General features: G+C 58.7%; 18 protein-coding genes and 1 pseudogene. 6 read left to right on the top strand and 13 right to left on the bottom strand.

All coding sequences use genetic code 11. The features are described 5' to 3' along the window. A pseudogene (locus tag CKW15_RS27475) lies at positions 1 to 179 on the top strand (IS256 family transposase); the annotation flags it as partial. Between the two features lie 72 nt (positions 180 to 251). Here the strand turns inward: CKW15_RS27475 and CKW15_RS27470 are convergent. From CKW15_RS27470 to CKW15_RS27430, 9 genes are all read right to left on the bottom strand, one after another. Next, entirely contained in the window at positions 252 to 1,154 is a 903-nt protein-coding gene (locus tag CKW15_RS27470; RefSeq protein WP_095060723.1) for a metal ABC transporter solute-binding protein, Zn/Mn family, read from the bottom strand. Then, the gene (locus tag CKW15_RS27465) at positions 1,155 to 2,054 is read right to left on the bottom strand and encodes a metal ABC transporter permease (RefSeq protein ID WP_034155185.1); all 900 of its coding nucleotides are present in this window, start codon (positions 2,052 to 2,054) and stop codon (positions 1,155 to 1,157) included. Further along, positions 2,054 to 2,902 (bottom strand): metal ABC transporter ATP-binding protein, encoded by an 849-nt coding sequence (locus CKW15_RS27460; RefSeq protein WP_095060720.1) that lies wholly within the window; start codon positions 2,900 to 2,902, stop codon positions 2,054 to 2,056. The genes CKW15_RS27465 and CKW15_RS27460 overlap by 1 nt, the downstream gene beginning before the upstream one ends. Continuing rightward, on the bottom strand, positions 2,899 to 3,825 hold the full coding sequence (locus CKW15_RS27455) for a metal ABC transporter substrate-binding protein (RefSeq protein WP_095060718.1): 927 nt from the start codon (positions 3,823 to 3,825) through the stop codon (positions 2,899 to 2,901). Before CKW15_RS27455 ends, CKW15_RS27460 begins: the two co-directional genes overlap by 4 nt. A 35-nt stretch (positions 3,826 to 3,860) precedes the next feature. Further along, the gene (locus CKW15_RS27450; protein WP_095060716.1) at positions 3,861 to 4,433 is read right to left on the bottom strand and encodes a DUF6162 family protein; all 573 of its coding nucleotides are present in this window, start codon (positions 4,431 to 4,433) and stop codon (positions 3,861 to 3,863) included. Then, positions 4,430 to 4,759: a hypothetical protein gene (locus CKW15_RS27445; protein WP_095060714.1), complete on the bottom strand. Its 330-nt coding sequence runs from the start codon at positions 4,757 to 4,759 to the stop codon at positions 4,430 to 4,432. Before CKW15_RS27445 ends, CKW15_RS27450 begins: the two co-directional genes overlap by 4 nt. After that, the gene (locus CKW15_RS27440) at positions 4,756 to 5,253 is read right to left on the bottom strand and encodes a thiamine pyrophosphate-binding protein (RefSeq protein ID WP_095060781.1); all 498 of its coding nucleotides are present in this window, start codon (positions 5,251 to 5,253) and stop codon (positions 4,756 to 4,758) included. Before CKW15_RS27440 ends, CKW15_RS27445 begins: the two co-directional genes overlap by 4 nt. Before the next feature lie 38 nt (positions 5,254 to 5,291). After that, positions 5,292 to 6,494 carry a PepSY domain-containing protein gene (locus CKW15_RS27435; protein WP_095060712.1) on the bottom strand — a complete coding sequence of 401 codons (1,203 nt, stop codon included), beginning with the start codon at positions 6,492 to 6,494 and terminating at the stop codon, positions 5,292 to 5,294. 260 nt (positions 6,495 to 6,754) lie between these two features. Next, entirely contained in the window at positions 6,755 to 7,213 is a 459-nt protein-coding gene (locus tag CKW15_RS27430) for a VOC family protein (protein ID WP_095060710.1), read from the bottom strand. Positions 7,214 to 7,455: 242 nt separating this feature from the next. Here CKW15_RS27430 and CKW15_RS27425 point away from each other — a divergent pair, with 242 nt between their 5' ends. The 4 genes from CKW15_RS27425 (at position 7,456) to CKW15_RS27410 (ending at position 11,677) form a co-directional block, all read left to right on the top strand. Beyond that, on the top strand, positions 7,456 to 7,725 hold the full coding sequence (locus CKW15_RS27425) for a hypothetical protein (RefSeq protein ID WP_095060708.1): 270 nt from the start codon (positions 7,456 to 7,458) through the stop codon (positions 7,723 to 7,725). Between the two features lie 100 nt (positions 7,726 to 7,825). Beyond that, on the top strand, positions 7,826 to 8,440 hold the full coding sequence (locus CKW15_RS27420) for a LysE family translocator (RefSeq protein ID WP_095060706.1): 615 nt from the start codon (positions 7,826 to 7,828) through the stop codon (positions 8,438 to 8,440). 206 nt (positions 8,441 to 8,646) lie between these two features. Beyond that, positions 8,647 to 9,804 (top strand): aminotransferase class V-fold PLP-dependent enzyme, encoded by a 1,158-nt coding sequence (locus CKW15_RS27415; RefSeq protein WP_095060704.1) that lies wholly within the window; start codon positions 8,647 to 8,649, stop codon positions 9,802 to 9,804. Between the two features lie 64 nt (positions 9,805 to 9,868). Further along, positions 9,869 to 11,677, top strand: coding sequence for an aminopeptidase P family protein (locus CKW15_RS27410; protein ID WP_095060702.1), 1,809 nt, complete (start codon positions 9,869 to 9,871; stop codon positions 11,675 to 11,677). 79 nt (positions 11,678 to 11,756) lie between these two features. On the opposite strand, the gene CKW15_RS27405 is transcribed toward CKW15_RS27410, so the two are convergent. Both CKW15_RS27405 and CKW15_RS27400 read right to left on the bottom strand, forming a co-directional pair. Beyond that, the gene (locus CKW15_RS27405) at positions 11,757 to 12,347 is read right to left on the bottom strand and encodes a 2-hydroxychromene-2-carboxylate isomerase (protein WP_095060700.1); all 591 of its coding nucleotides are present in this window, start codon (positions 12,345 to 12,347) and stop codon (positions 11,757 to 11,759) included. A gap of 37 nt (positions 12,348 to 12,384) precedes the next feature. Beyond that, a complete protein-coding gene (locus CKW15_RS27400) occupies positions 12,385 to 13,113 on the bottom strand; it encodes an SDR family oxidoreductase (RefSeq protein WP_095060698.1) in 729 nt (242 codons plus the stop codon). 91 nt (positions 13,114 to 13,204) lie between these two features. On the opposite strand from CKW15_RS27400, the gene CKW15_RS27395 reads away from it, so the two are divergent. After that, on the top strand, positions 13,205 to 13,765 hold the full coding sequence (locus CKW15_RS27395; RefSeq protein WP_095060696.1) for a TetR/AcrR family transcriptional regulator: 561 nt from the start codon (positions 13,205 to 13,207) through the stop codon (positions 13,763 to 13,765). A gap of 13 nt (positions 13,766 to 13,778) precedes the next feature. Here the strand turns inward: CKW15_RS27395 and CKW15_RS27390 are convergent, their stop codons facing one another. Further along, positions 13,779 to 14,060, bottom strand: coding sequence for a hypothetical protein (locus CKW15_RS27390; RefSeq protein ID WP_095060694.1), 282 nt, complete (start codon positions 14,058 to 14,060; stop codon positions 13,779 to 13,781). 165 nt (positions 14,061 to 14,225) lie between these two features. Further along, entirely contained in the window at positions 14,226 to 15,113 is an 888-nt protein-coding gene (gene rhtA, locus CKW15_RS27385; protein ID WP_095060692.1) for a threonine/homoserine exporter RhtA, read from the bottom strand. Between the last annotated feature and the right edge of the window lie 577 nt (positions 15,114 to 15,690).

The following is a 15,690-nucleotide window of genomic DNA, read 5'->3' as shown; positions in this document are numbered from 1 at the left end:
TGCGCAAGATCATCAAGACCCGAGGTCACTTCCCAACCGACGATGCGGCGACAAAACTGATCTGGCTTGGGCTGCGCAACATCACAGCAAACTGGGGCTCAGCGGCCCATGACTGGAAAAGTGCGATGAATCAATTCGCGATTCTGTACGGAGATCGATTTATCAGGCCTGCCTGGTAAAAGAATGGCCTGCCTAACGGCAGGCCGTTACCGGCCTGCACACAAAATATCTGACAGTCCCCGGTCCTGACCTTAAACGCCGCTCAAACCCTTGATCAGCAAATCCACATTCCCCTCAAGCTCAGTCACCGGATCCTCGGCATCGGTACTCAACACCACCAACCGGCTACCCGCTTCGGTAATCACCGTTTTCAGGGCCTCCGACGGCTGCCGGTGATGCAGCACCACCGCCACATCGTTGTCTTTGAGCTGTACGCCCAATTCCTTGAGCGCCTCAGGTGTCCACTCGGCATCCGGTCGTGCATCGAGCCCGACCAGTTCCAGGTTCAGTCCGCCAATCAGGTAGCCAAAGTGATCGCTCAAACTCATCACACTGAGGTTGTCCGCGCTGGCCAACTGCGCTTCGCTGGTGGCGCTGAGTTTGAGCAAACGCTGCTTGAGTGCCGCCAGGTTCGCCTCGATCTTCGGCTTGGACTCGGGCGCCAGACGCACTAGGTCCGCCGCGATCACATCTGCCATGCGTCCCATGTTGTTGCTGGAAAACCACGGCTGGCTGTTCAGACCATCGACCTTGATGCCTGGCTGCACGGCAATGCCGGGCAGGGCGCCGTCGACCGGGCGGGCAGCATCGACTTCAACGATACGAATATTGCTGCGACGGGAAATCGGATACAGCGGATCGTCCGGCCACAGCGAGCGCAGGCCAATTACCGCATCGGCATCCGTCGCCAGTTTGGCCAGCGCCGGAGCACCACGGCCAGTGAAGTAGGCGGTCTGGCGGCTGCCGGGCAGATTGGCCGGCGCCGCGCGTTCGAGGCTGACATCGGTGCCCTTGAGCAGCACTTCGCCCAGTCCGTAGGTGATTGGCAGCGAGGCCAATACGCGCAGCGGTTTGCCGTTGTCGGCGGCGAAGGTTGCGGTGGCCACCCCGCACAGCGCGACGGCCAGGGTCAGTTGACGCAGAGAGAATGACATTTATCCAAGGTTCCCTTTCAGGCTGGGGACGACGCCGCGTGCGATGGCGGCGAGGGCGAAGGCAATGCCGGACACCAGAATGATCGCAGCGCCGGACGGGATCGGCAGGTCGAAGACAATCGGCGCGAGAATGCCGCACAGGGTGCTGACCGTGGCGATCAGCACCGAACACCAGAAGAAACCTTTCAACGATTGGCTGAGCAAGCGTGCCGCTGCGGCTGGAATGACCAACAGTGCGCCTACGAGAATGGCGCCAATGACTTTCACTGCGGCGACGGTGATCAGCGTCACCAGAATCACGAACAGGTAATCCAGGGTCTTCACCGCCACACCGCGTACCGCCGCCAGTTGCGGGTTGAAACTGGCGAGCATGATGCGGTTATACAGCGGCAACGCCAGCGCCATCACCAGCGAGCCGACAATCGCCAGTACGGCGAGGTCATTGCCATTGACCGTCAGTACCGAGCCGAACAGCACGTTCTCCAGAATGTGCACATTGATCTTGCCCGCCAGAATCAGCAGCAGGCTGGCTCCCAACGCCAAAGAGACCGAGAGGAACACGCCGATCAGCGTATCCGGCGCCAGGCCCGTGCGGTTGCGCAGGTAGTTGAGCAGGATGCCGAACAACAGGCAGTAGCCGAACAGGCTGCCATAAGGACCGGTGTAGGGTTCGCCGAGCAGAATGCCGATGGCCACGCCGGTCAATGCCGCGTGCCCCACAGCCTCGGAAAAAAACGCGAAGCGCTTGACCACGACCAATGTGCCCAGGCCGCCGAGCACCGGACCGATCAGCAGACCGGCGAGCAACGCGTTGACTACGAATCCGTAGGCGAGGGCTTCGGGCAGATACCCGGACGAAGCCCAACCCTGGACCATCAAACGGAAAGCTTCGTAACTCATCAGGCAACGCTCCGGGGATGGGTCGAAAACAGCGTCAGCAGACGCTCCGGGGTCAGTGCCTGTTTCGGCGTGGCGTCGAACAGCACCCGACGATTGAGCCCTGTAACGTGATCGGCCAGACGCCCGACGGCTTCCAGATCGTGCTCGATCCACAGCACGGTAATTCCGGCTGAACGCCAGTCGCCGAGCAAGCGTTCAAACACCTGAATGCCAGCCTCATCGAGCGCAGACATCGGTTCATCGAGTACTAGCAATTGCGGCGAAGGGATCAACCCTTGAGCCAGTAAAACCCGCTGACGTTCGCCGCCGGACAACGCGCCCATGCGTCGCTTGCGTTTGTCCTGCATGCCGACGCGCTCCAGCGCCTCGCCAATCGCCGCCGCGTAGTGCTTGCTCAAGCCGAGGAACGCCGGGCGCCGCTGGCACATGGCGGCCATGAAATCGTCGACGGTCATCGGCAGGCCGCGGTCGAACTCCAGCGCTTGCGGCACGTAGCCGATGGTGCGTGGTTCAGCGGGCCATTGCAGGCTCAAACGGCCCTGATGCGGCATCTGCCCGAGCAAAGTCTTGATCAGCGAACTCTTGCCGCCACCATTGGGGCCGACCAGCGCATGGACGCTGCCGGGCTGCACCTTGAAGGTCACGTTGTCGAGAATTGTCGTGCGCCCCAGCGTCAGGCTGACCCCGGCGAAATCCAGCGTCGGGCCCGCCCCCTGTAGGAGCGAGCTTGCTCGCGATTGCGCTGCATCATTCAAGGAAGATGCTGACTGACCGGACCCCTTCGCCAGCAGGCTGGCTCCCACAGGATTCTCGGCGTCTTGGGCGATGATCGTTTCTTTCGAAGTCATGCGCCCGACTCCTGGATCGCCCGCACCACGGTGTCGAGGTTGCCGGTCATTTCCTTTTCGTACTTGTCGGCGGTGTATTCGCCGTAGGAAATGTGCGACAGCGGATACAGCTTCACCCCGGATTCGCGCTGGATGGTGTCGACGTAAGAGGACGGGAAATCCATCTCCGAGAAGATCACTTTCACATCCAGTTCACGCAATTGGTCGATGGTCTTTTTCAGCTGGCTCGGGCTCGGTTCGATACCGTGGGCCGGTTCGACCACGGCGGTGACTTCCAGACCAAACTCGCGCAACAGGTAATCGTAGGCAGCGTGCACCGTGGCCACGCGCAGTTCGGCGTTCGGTGCCTGGGTCAGTTTGGCCAGGGCATCGGCGCGCATTTTGCGCAGGCGCTTGCCGTAGGCTCGGGCGTTTTCGGTGTAGGTCTTGGCATTGGCCGGGTCGATCTTGCCCAGTTCCCGGGCGATGTTGTTGACCTGGGCAATGGAAGCGCTGATCGACAGGAACGTGTGTGGGTTCACCACCTTGCCCGCGCCGCGTGCGGCAACACCCGTGGCGGCCAGCAGCGGTACGTTTTCGTTGGCTTCGATGACTTTGACGTTCGGGGTTTCGCTGGCGGCGATCATGCGGTCGGCGAAGTCGTCATGACCGACGCCGTTGAGCACGATCACGTCCAGCCCGCTGATGCGCTTGATGTCTTCGGCGCGGGGCTCGTAGGCGTGGGGGTTGAAGCCGGCAGGGATCAGCGGCACGACCTCGGCCTTGTCGCCGACGATATTGGCCACGTAGCTGTAATAAGGGTGCAGGGTGATGCCGATGCGCAGGCGCTTGGCCTCGTCGGCACTGGCCAGGGTGGGCAGCAGGCAGGCAAGCAGGCCGACCAGCAGCAGGCGCAAGAACGAACGTTGAGATGAAATGGGCATGGGAAAGCGGTCTTCTCTCGGGTGAAGGCGAGGGTTCAATGCTTATGCTGGCGGGTCACGCCGGCATCGAATTGCGCGACGATCTGCTGCCAGCCGGCACTTTCAAGCGCGGCGTCGCTGAGGTCGGCAGGGGCCTTGAGGTCGGTCGCGCGGTTGAGCCAGATGTCTGGCGCGTCATCCGCAGCGGTCAAGCGCATCAGAAAGGAACCGGCGACACCCTTCGCCTGGCTCTGACCGAAGTAGGCTTTGCTATCGAGCAACTGCCAGGCATGTCCGCCGCGACTGACGGAACTGGCGTCCTGAGCGAACGGCGCAAAACCCTCATCGGCGAGGGTTTCGGGCGTCGGCAGCGCTTGTTGTTCCTGACGCAGCAGGTGAATTTCGTCCAGCGTCACACGCAGGTCGGCATAGATGCCTTGCTCGGAAGCACTGAGGTCGCGGCGGGCGTCCAGTTGATGGCTGCTGATGCTGCTCACCTCATGGGACTCGCCGCGCCAGAGCACCACCGAGCCGGCAACGGCCAGAATCATCAGGCACAGCAGCAGGACGTAGAGGGTTTCGTGACCGGCCCCAGCCGGGCGGACGACCTGGGTGGTTGGCGTACTCATGGTGCCTCGATGTCCGCTTGGTCGATTTCGACGACGTGGCCGGGGCCCGCGTCGAACAGCACGTAGAATTCCGCGCCGGGTTTCTTGAAGGTCAGGGTCGAGTCGGCGCCGAGCTTGCCTGGCACCAGAATGGTTTCGTCGTAACCGACCACATCAAGGGTGACACCCGGAGCACCGCTGCCATCGGAAAAACCGCCGGTGCATTTGATCTGCTCGGCGTCGATGGCTTTGCATTCGCACATCGGGTTGTGGGCCAGGGCGCTGGCACTGAAGCCAGCACACAGCAGCAGCAAAACCGCGTGGAGAGGGCGGGAAATACGGGTCATGGTTTGCCTCCTTGTTTGCTCAGCCAGGCGACGGTGGCGGGGGATGCCTGGTTCAAAGGAATGGATGCCTGATGCATGCTGCCGTCCCAGCCTTCCATGGTGATCCACAGTTGAGCGTCGGGCTTGGTCTTGTCCGGCACCGGCAACTGGGCGCTCATGCGGTATGGCGTGCCGAAGAAAATCACCCCGGCGGCGCGCAGGCTGCGGGGCTTGCCGATGCGCAGGTAAGTAGCCTTGACCTGGTCGATACAGGCGTCGCAGAGCGCTGCATTGAAGTTTTTCATGTGGCCGGCCGGGCTGTTGAGCGGAGCTTCATTGCGCAGTTCCGCCAAACGCAGGCTCCAGGGGCCGACTTGCACTTCGCCAACCTCCCGCTCGCCCAGACCGTCGTCACCACGCTGCAATGCCTCGTCGGCGAAGTACTTGGGCATGAAACCCAACGGAATCAGGAGCAACAGGATGTTCAGGTGGAAGCGCCATTTGTGCCAGAACATGCGCAAACGGGAGGCTTGAGGGGCAGCAGTGACGTTGCTCACAGGTTAGCCTCCGACGGTTCGTTGCTCAGGGCTGTTTGGGTTTTCGTGGCGTGTTGCTTCTTGTTGCTGCGCTTCAAGGCATTGGCAGTGGCCAGTGCGGTGCGTTTGGTCCAGATCAACAAGCCGCTCAGGACCATCATGCTCAACAACAGGCCGAAGAAGGCCCAGATCAACTTGATCCACAGCCCTCCGAAATCCCCGGTGTGCAACGGACGCATCGACTCGGTGACGAACTCCAGCGCCGAGCGGTCCGAGATCAGTCGCGTGGCCGCAATTTCGCCGCTGTACGGGTTGAGGGTGGCCGTCTGGAACATCAGCGGATACCAACCGCGTCCACCGATATCCATATGGCTATAGGCATTGCCCGGCAGGCTGACAAAGCTGGCCTCAAGCCCGGAAATCTGTTGCGAGGCGATTTCAATCGCGCGATCGAGATCGATGCGCGGTGGCGGAGTACCGTTGGCCGACATCGGTACGGCTTCACGGGACATCGACGGGATGATTTTCTCGGTGGAAATCGACACCTGGTTATCGAATAGAAATGCCTGGATCAGGAACCAGGTGCCGGTGATGGAAATGACCGCAATGAACCAGATCGACCAGATGCCGCTCAAGCGGTGGAAGTCGCCCCAGAAAATCCGTGCGCCATGGCGGATGCGCAGAGTCGGACTGAAAAAGCCTTTCCAGAAGCGTTTGTAGACCACCAGCCCGGTCACCAGCGAAGCCAAGAGTGGCAAACCGAGAAACGACACCAGATACCAGCCCCAGCTAAAGCCGTTGGTAAACGGCACCAGCCACCAGCCATGCAACGCACGGGTGAATGCCTGGAAATTGAATTCCGGCGCTACCCCCTGAATGACGCCGCTGTACGGGTTGACGTACACCACCACGGAGCGTCCGTCGGGGTAGCTGACTTGTACGTCGAGGGCAAAATGCGACTCGTCGGGTCGGCTGATGCTTTCCACCACGGTCTGCGGTTCAGCCTTGTGGATAGCGTCGAGGACCTGTTGATAGCTGAGCAGCGGTGCATCATCGGAAGGCTGGCTGGCGCGCATCGACGGGTTGGCCAGCCAGACGATTTCCTGGCTGACGACGGCCAGAGTGCCGGTTACACAAACGATGAGTACGAAAAACCAGATCGGCAACGCCAGCCAGCTATGGACCAGAAACCAGATTTTTGAACGGGACTTCTTTGACATGATGTGAGGTCTTGCCTGGATGAGAGGGGCTCTGCTGCGGGTTTCACAGCGACGATGTCCCTGGAAAGTTCGGTCGTGGCTTTTGCCTACGCGACCGACTGCATCTAGATAAGACGAATGATGACCGAAAAACCCGAACGGCAATGCAAAAGTAAATGTTTCTTATTATTGCCACAATGATCAATTGACGCAAAGGGTTGCAGCCTGCGATTGCTGCCGCAGGTCATCGCTGCTGTCACAGGCTGCGACCTTTTCGTGCTTCAACCCTGACTGAACATCTCTTTGGCCCGTTGCTCAATCTGTTCCTGGGTCAGGTCTTCCTTACGCGTGGCCAGGAACCACAGATGCCCATAGGGGTCCCTCAACGTCCCGGAACGGTCGCCGTAAAACTGATCCTTGACCTCGGATACGACGGTTGCACCGGCCTCTATGGCCTGTTTGTAGGATTTATCGACATCCGTCACATACAGATGGAGGCCCACGGACGGCGAGTTGTCCGGATTGCTCAACGGCCCTTGATCGCACGGTGTGCCCAACATGATCGGACAATCGCCGATGCGTAGCTCGGCATGACCGATGCCGCCATCAGGCATGGCCAGCCGCATCACTTCGATGGCACCAAAGGCTTTCTTGTAGAAGTCGATAGCCTGAGCGGCTTTTTGAATGCCCAGATAGGGGGTGATGCTGTGATAACCCTCTGGAATCGGTTTGACGCTCATGATGAATCTCCCTGTTTTTGTTGTGAGAAAGAGGTTCTATGCCGTTACCCAGCTGGATAAATATAGGCCAGCTGCTTTTGCGCTACTGAACGCCCGACGAGCAGCAGTGGTCCGTGGTGTAACGAACGTTCCAGCGGATGCTGTAAACCTGATAGCCACTATCGAGCGTGTTGATTTCTGCCCGTTCGACGGCACGGGTAGCCTGTGTTCATTGCCCCGAACCCAGATGCCGGACGCCAGAAATGAAACCTCTAATCGCCACTTTCCTGCTGTTTGCCCTTTGCGTACTCGCCGGGTGTGCCAGTCATGTTTCTCCTGAACTGCGGCCCTACACCGCAGAGGAAAGCAAGGAACTGGCGCTGGAGGCGTTGAATCGTCGCGGTTTGTCCTTTGACGAGTACCACGCGAAAAAAGCCGAATTGCTCGGTGAACCGCAGAAGTCGTTCCGCTTCGACAGCCAGGGCGAAATGAACGCCGAGCGATCTGTACAGCTTCACGGTCGCTCAAGCTGAGTCAGAACTGTACTGCTTGAAGTTCACGCAACTGTCCGTGGGTTTCACCCAAGGTGTGCGATAGGGTCAACACCTGACTGACCCAGATGGACTGCCACTCATGACGCTCTCACTTGATCTGCTGCTGGGCTTCGCCCTGTTTGCCCTTGTCACCTCAATCACTCCCGGCCCGAACAACACCATGTTGCTGGCATCCGGCGTGAACTTCGGCTTCAACCGCACCATTCCGCACATGCTGGGTATCACCTGCGGCTTCTTTGTGCTCGTCGTCGCGGTGGGTTTCGGATTGGGAGCGGTATTCCAGACTTATCCTTTGCTTTACACCGTTCTGCGTTACGTCGGTGCGGCGTACCTGTTGTACCTGGCGTGGAAAATCGCTCATTCCGGGCCGGTGTCCGACAGTCAGCAGGGCGAAGCGAAACCGATCAGCTATCTGGGCGCCGCCGCGTTCCAGTGGGTCAATCCCAAGGCCTGGATCATGGCCATCGGTGCCATCAGCACCTACACGCCGATGCAGGGTTATTTCACCAATGTGATCGTGATTGCGGCCGTGTTCGCGATCATCAACCTGCCGAGTGTCGGTGTCTGGGCCGCGTGCGGCACGTTGTTGCGCAATGTTTTGAAAGACCGCCGCTGGTTGCGTCTGTTCAATTGGGGGATGGCCGCGTTGCTGGTGGTTTCGCTATATCCGTTGTTGCTCGAAAGCTTCAGCTGACGCGCTGCTTCGACCGGTCGCCCGATGCCTGTTAAGCTGGCTTTTCAGGAGCGTTCCTACGCACTTTTAAATGAAGTTGTACTTCTTTAACGGCATCCGATCAGGTATTGGTAACGTTCTGAAAACTGCGCGCAGCTCACGAGGCTGCGCCTTGCCGTTTCCAGCCACGAGCTTCCTGATCCCGGAACACGCTCTGCGAGTCTTTTATGAATAAACGTCCGTTGTATTTCGATTACGCCGCCACCACGCCGGTGGACGAGCGGGTCATCAAGGTCATGGTCGAGTGCCTGGGCTTTACCGGCAATTTCGGCAACCCGGCTTCAAGCTCCCACGCGTTCGGCCAGCAGGCCCGGCAATCGGTCGAACAGGCGCGATGTCAGGTCGCCGAGCTGGTCGGCGCGACACCTGAACAGATCGTCTGGACATCCGGCGCCACCGAATCCAACAATCTGGCGCTCAAGGGTGTGGCCCAGGCTCGCGGGATTTCCGGCGGCCACATCATTACCAGTCAGATCGAACACAAGGCGATTCTCGACACTGCCCGGCAATTGCAGGATGCCGGCGTTGCGGTGACCTATCTGGTGCCGGACGCCGAAGGTCTGATTACTCCGCAAGCCGTCAGCGAAGCCATGCGCGAGGACACGTTCCTGGTGTCGCTGATGCTGGTCAACAATGAACTGGGCACGCTCAATGACATCCCGGCGATCGGAGAAGTGGTGCGCGGGCGCGCTGCGTTGTTCCATGTCGACGCCGCACAGGGCACGGGTAAAGTGGCGATCGACCTGGCGCAGTGGCCGGTGGACCTGATGTCGTTCTCCGCTCACAAACTCTACGGTCCCAAAGGTATCGGCGCGTTGTACGTCGGCCCGCGCGCGCAGCAAAAATTGCAGGCGCAGATCCACGGCGGCGGCCACGAAGGCGGTTTGCGTTCCGGTACCTTGGCGACCCATCAGATCGTTGCCATGGGTGAAGCTTTCACATTGGCGGCGAAGCTGTTCGAAACAGAAAAAGCCCAGATCGTGCGCTTGCGTGAGCGTCTGCTCAACCAGTTGCTGAGCCTGCCCGGCGTGCACCTCAATGGCAGTCCGTCCCGGCGCATTCCCCATACCCTGAGCCTGACTTTCGGCGAAGGCGAGTTCAACTCGGCGGCGTTGAGCCATTCGATCGCGTTTTCCGCGACCTCGGCCTGCAATTCCGCGAGCAATACCCCATCCCACGTGCTGCTGGCCTTGGGGCTTGATGCCCACGCGGCCGGTCGCACGATTCGCTTGAGCCTGGGGCGTTTCACGACCGAACAGGATATCGACCAAGCGGTAGAACTGATCAGAACAGCCTGCGCCAGTGCTCCGGCATTCTGGCAATAGGGCGATAAAGTGCCGACGCTGATCGGCGCGCAACAATAATGATGAGTGGTTAGCAGGAGTCATGATGAATATGCAGTCTTCGATCAATGGATCGGTGCCCCAGCGCCTGGCACAAACCCGCGAACTGATGAGCCGGGAGGGCATTCATGCCTTGCTGGTGCCGTCGGCCGACCCGCACCTGTCGGAATACCTGCCGGGTTACTGGCAAGGACGCCAATGGTTGTCGGGTTTCCATGGTTCTGTCGGCACTTTGATCGTGACTCCGGACTTTGCCGGCGTCTGGGCCGATAGCCGTTACTGGGAGCAGGCGACCAAAGAGCTCAATGGCAGCGGTATCGAACTGGTCAAGCTGCAACCGGGTCAACCCGGCCCATTGGAATGGTTGGCCGAACAAACTCCTGAGGGTGGCGTTGTCGCGGTCGATGGCGCGGTGATGGCCGTGGCTTCGGCGCGGACATTGGGAAGCAAGCTTGAAGAGCGCGGCGCCCGATTGCGCACGGACATCGACCTGTTGAGCGATGTCTGGAGCGACCGTCCGCAGCTGCCCAATGAACCGATCTATCAACACTTGCCGCCGCAAGCGACCGTCAGCCGTGGCGAAAAGCTCGCCAAGCTGCGTGAAACCCTGAAGTCCCGTGGCGCCGACTGGCATTTTATCGCCACCCTCGATGACATCGCCTGGCTGTTCAATCTGCGTGGCGGCGATGTGTCGTTTAACCCGGTGTTCGTTTCCTTCGCCTTGATCAGCCAGCAGCAGGCCACGCTGTTCGTGGCGCTGAGTAAAGTGAGCGCCGAGTTGCGCGCAATCCTTGAACAGGATGGCGTGACCCTGCGCGATTACAGCGAAGTGGCTGCGGGGCTGAAGGCTGTTCCAGAAGGAGCAAGCCTGCAAGTCGACCCGGCACGGGTCACGGCCGGTCTGCTGGAAAACCTGGGCAGCGACGTCAAGCTGATCGAAGGCTTGAATCCGACCACACTGGCCAAATCGCAGAAAAGCCTGGCGGATGCCGAGCATATCCGTCAGGCCATGGAACAGGACGGCGCGGCGCTGTGCGAGTTCTTCGCCTGGCTGGACTCGGCATTGGGTCGCGAACGCATCACCGAACTGACCATCGACGAACACCTGACCGCTGCTCGTGAGCGCCGTCCCGATTACGTGTCGTTGAGCTTCAACACCATTGCTGCGTTCAACGCCAACGGTGCGATGCCGCATTACCACGCCACCGAGGAAGAGCACGCGGTGATTGAAGGTGACGGTCTGTTGTTGATCGACTCCGGCGGTCAATACTTGGGCGGTACTACCGACATCACGCGGATGGTGCCGGTCGGCACACCGACCGCGGAACAGAAGCGCGATTGCACTCGTGTGCTCAAAGGCGTGATTGCCTTGTCCCGTGCACAGTTCCCGAAAGGCATCCTGTCGCCGTTGCTCGATGCCATCGCTCGTGCACCGATCTGGGCGGAAAGCGTCGATTACGGTCACGGCACCGGTCATGGTGTGGGCTATTTCCTTAATGTGCACGAAGGTCCGCAAGTGATTGCCTATCAGGCTGCACCTGCACCACAGACAGCGATGCTGCCGGGGATGATCACGTCCATCGAGCCTGGCACCTACCGTCCGGGCCGCTGGGGCGTGCGGATCGAAAACCTGGCGATGAACCGTGAGGCGGGCAAAAGCGAATTCGGCGAGTTCCTCAAGTTCGAAACCCTGACCCTGTGCCCGATCGACACGCGTTGCCTGGAAACGTCTTTGCTGACTGAAGACGAGAAGCAATGGTTCAACGCCTATCACGCCGAAGTGCGCGAGCGCTTGAGTCCGTTGGTCGAGGGGGCAGCCCTTGCGTGGTTGAATGCTCGTACGGCGGCGGTTTAGCAGGTTGTTGTAATGCGATTCGGTTGATCAAGGGCATTGCCCGCCACCCTGAACCCTGGAGTGGCGGGTTACCGAGAAATCAGCTCAGGGCTTCAAGGACGAATTCCAAGCGGTCCTGACCGAAGTACAGCTGATTGCCGACAAACATGCTCGGTGCACCAAACACTCCCCGTTGTACCGCTTTCTCGGTGTTGTCCTTGAGTGTGGCTTTGACTTCTTCATCGGCGGTCAGAGCCAGTATCGCTTGAGGATCAAAACCGTTTTCGATCAACACCGCCGCAACGGTGGCAGGCTCATTCAGGCTGCGGCCGTCGACCCACAGCGCCTTGAACAGGCATTCGATGAATGCGCAAAAACGTTCAGGATCACGCATCTGGATGCCGGTCACCGCACGCATCAACATCAGCGTGTTGATCGGAAAGTGTGGATTGAACTTCAGCGGCACACCGTAGCGTTTCGCGTAGCGATCCAGGTCCTGGAAAATGTAACGACCCTTGGCCGGAACGGTCGCTGGCGAGGCGTTGCCGGTGGCTTTGAATACTCCGCCCAGCAGAATTGGAATGTAGATCAACTGCGCGTCAGTCTGCGCGCAGATCTTCGGTAGCTGGGTGTAGGCCAGATAAGTGGCGGGGCTGCCGAGGTCGAAGTAGAACTCCACGGTTTTGCTCATGGTCGAAGGTGCTCGTTTTATTGTTGTGGGGAAGGGCTTACCAGCGTTCGCTCCAGGGACGCAGATCGAGCTCGAAAGTCCAGGCGTCGCGGGGCTGGGCGTGCAGATACCAGTAGTTCTCGGCGATGTGCTCGGGGTTGAGAATGCCGTCCTGATCCTTGGTCGCATACTTCTCGGGGAAGCTCTCGCGGATGAAATCGGTATCGATGGCGCCATCGACGACCACATGGGCAACGTGAATGTTCATCGGTCCCAACTCACGGGCCATGCTTTGGGCCAGTGCCCGGATCCCATGCTTGGCGCCGGCAAACGCGGCGAATCCGGCGGCGCCACGCATACCCGCCGTGGCACCCGTGAACAGAATCGTGCCTCGTTGACGCTTGGCCATGCGTTTGGCCACTTCCCGGGCGTTGAGAAAACCCGAGAAGCAGGCCATCTCCCAAATCTTGAAATACTTGCGGGCCGTTTCTTCGAGAATGCTGCACGGCACGTTGGCGCCGATATTGAACACGAACGCTTCAATGGGGCCGATCTGGTTTTCAATCTGTTCGACCAGCGCGATCACGTCTTCTTCTTTTCGCGCATCGCAAGCGAACCCGTGTGCTTCACCGCCGTCGGCCTTGATGGCATCCACCAACGGTTGAAGCTTGTCCGCGCTGCGGCGAGTGACACAGGCGACAAAACCTTCCCGAGCAAAGCGTTTGGCAATTGCGCCACCTGTGGCATCACCAGCGCCGACAACCAGTACGACCTTCTTGTTATTCATGGGTAGATCCCTTTGGTAAACGATCGTTAACTAAACGGACGTTATGCTACGATTCGATAATCGTCAAGGTATTCAAATCGGGAAGAAGGCTATGCGTTATTCGACCAGCCACAAATTGGAAACCAAGGAGAAGCTGCTGGAAAGCAGCGCGGTTTCGGCCAAGAAGTCGGGTTTCTCAACGGTAGGCGTCGATGGCTTGATGAAAGCGATCGGCTTGAGTGGCGGCGCGTTCTATAGCCACTTCTCGTCAAAGGATGAGCTGTTCGCAACCATTGTCGAGCGTGAGCTACGCCAAAGCCTGGCACGATTGGGAGCGGATCAGGACCGAGACAAACTTGAACGCTGTCTCAAACTTTATCTGAGCATGTCCCATGTCGAGCATCCGGAAACCGGTTGTGCGCTGCCAGCCTTGGGGGCCGAGATCGCCCGGTCAGACGTGAGCGTTCGCCAACAGGCGGAACACTGGATCTGTCGGCTCCAGGAAAGCTGGGCGGAGATTTTGCACAGTGAAAGCTTGGCCTGGGCGATTCTGTCGCAATGCATTGGTGCACTGGTCGTCGCCCGGATGCTCGCAACTCCGGATGTTCAGCGCGAGGTGCTGAAGTCCAGTTACGATGAAATCGGTCGCCAAATCGCAAGTCCGAGAACCTGACGCGGCGACCTGTCTATTTGCAGATGACAATCATGCTTCGGCTGGTATAGCCCGCGGGATTGAGGCCAAACGGATAGTCGCCAGGTTCTTCCACGGTATCCCCCGACTTGGCGATGACCTTGTAACCCTTGGGAGCGCACAAGTTGCTAGCGGTGGCGTAGCATTTGTCCCAAGACGACGACAGTCCTGAACAGTTGATGTGCAGCCCTTTCTTGCCGTGTTTGATCTTGGTTTCTGATGTCGCTGCGCAGCCTGCAATTGCAAGAGCGGCGATCAGTATCAAAATTCGTTTCATTACTATCCTTATAGCGCCCCGGGTCTTGTGCCCGGGTCTGGCTCTAATCGCTTTTACTTGAAGCGTCCTGATATCCCTGTCTGAAATCGCCCTGCCTGACTCTGGGTTGCGGGCCTAAACATGGCCTAATTAAGCGGTAAATGCCAGAGCTTCGTTATTTCTGCTTCAATCTGCCGCTATCGCAGGTTTGGCAGCATTGCCCATGGTCAACGTCGCACCTACCGACGCCAAAATGATGCACATGATGGCCATCCATTGTGACAGTGAAAGGAACTCGTGAAGGAACAGTAGCCCCGAAAGCGCTCCGACGGCAGGTTCAATGCTCATCAGTGTGCCGAAAGTTCTGGCCGGCATGCGAGTCAATGCGACCATCTCCAGGGTGTAGGGCAGGGCGGTGGACAAGATGGCGACGCCGAGAGCTATCGGGATCAAGGCAGGCGTCAACAGAGCAGAACCCGCATGGACGATTCCGATCGGTGCTACAAACAACGCGGCAATCATTACTCCCAGCGCGGCAGTCTGAACTCCGTTGTCGGCGCCGGCCTTCTGGCCGAACAGAATGTATAGCGCCCAACATACCCCGGCGCCCAAAGCATAACCGACGCCTGTCAGATCCATCCCCGCTGCCGCTTCGCCTGACGGTATTAATAGCAGTAATCCTGCCGCTGCCAGCGCGATCCACAAAAAGTCGATTGCACGGCGTGAGGCATAGATCGCAACCGCCAGTGGGCCAGTGAACTCCAGCGCTACCGCGATACCCAGGGGAACGGTTTGCAAGGACATATAGAAGAGGAAGTTCATGCCGCCCAGTGCCATCCCGTAGACGACGACGGTACGCAGGGATTTTGCGGTGAGTTTCGCGCGCCATGGGCGCAGTATCAGCATCATGATCACGCTGGCGAAAATCAGGCGCAGTGTGGTGGTCCCTTGAGGGCCAATGACCGGGAACATGCTTTTGGCCAGGGACGCTCCGGTCTGGATCGAGGCCATGGCTATAAGTAACAGCCCAACCGAGAATAGGGTGGAGGCTAGGCTGCGTTGCTGGTCGTTCATTGCGTGACACCGTCCAAGGTAGGAAATCAGGGCGTTTCTACGTACTTGGGCAATATGTTGCGCATTAGTCATCGGCGCGTCTATATATAAGCAGTGATTTTGAGTGTCATGCTAGAAAGGCAAAATCAGTGCTTGACGGCAGATCTCAGGTGTCTATAATTCGCCCCACTTCCGGCGCAGTCGAAACGGAAAACTCCTTGGTAAACAATGAGTTACGAAGTTTTCGGCAGCAGGTTGCTTCAGTTCATCGAAGCCAAAAGGAAGTTGAAAAAGAGGTGTTGACAACAGCGGGTAACGCTGTAGAATTCGCCTCCCGCTGATGAGAGATCTGAAGCGCAAGTGGTTGAAGTTGTTAAGGAAATCCTTGAAAGCTTCTGAAAATAACCACTTGACAGCAAATGAGGCTGCTGTAGAATGCGCGCCTCGGTTGAGACGAAAGATCTTAACCAACCGCTCTTTAACAACTGAATCAAGCAATTCGTGTGGGTGCTTGTGGAGTCAGACTGCTAGTCAACAGATTATCAGCATCACAAGTTACTCCGCGAGAAATCAAAGATGTAACCAACGATTGCTGAGC

The organism is Pseudomonas sp. Irchel s3b5 (genome assembly GCF_900187435.1).
GTDB lineage: Bacteria > Pseudomonadota > Gammaproteobacteria > Pseudomonadales > Pseudomonadaceae > Aquipseudomonas.
Note: the sequence above shows the minus strand (reverse complement) of the source record. Positions and strands in the feature narration are given on the sequence as shown.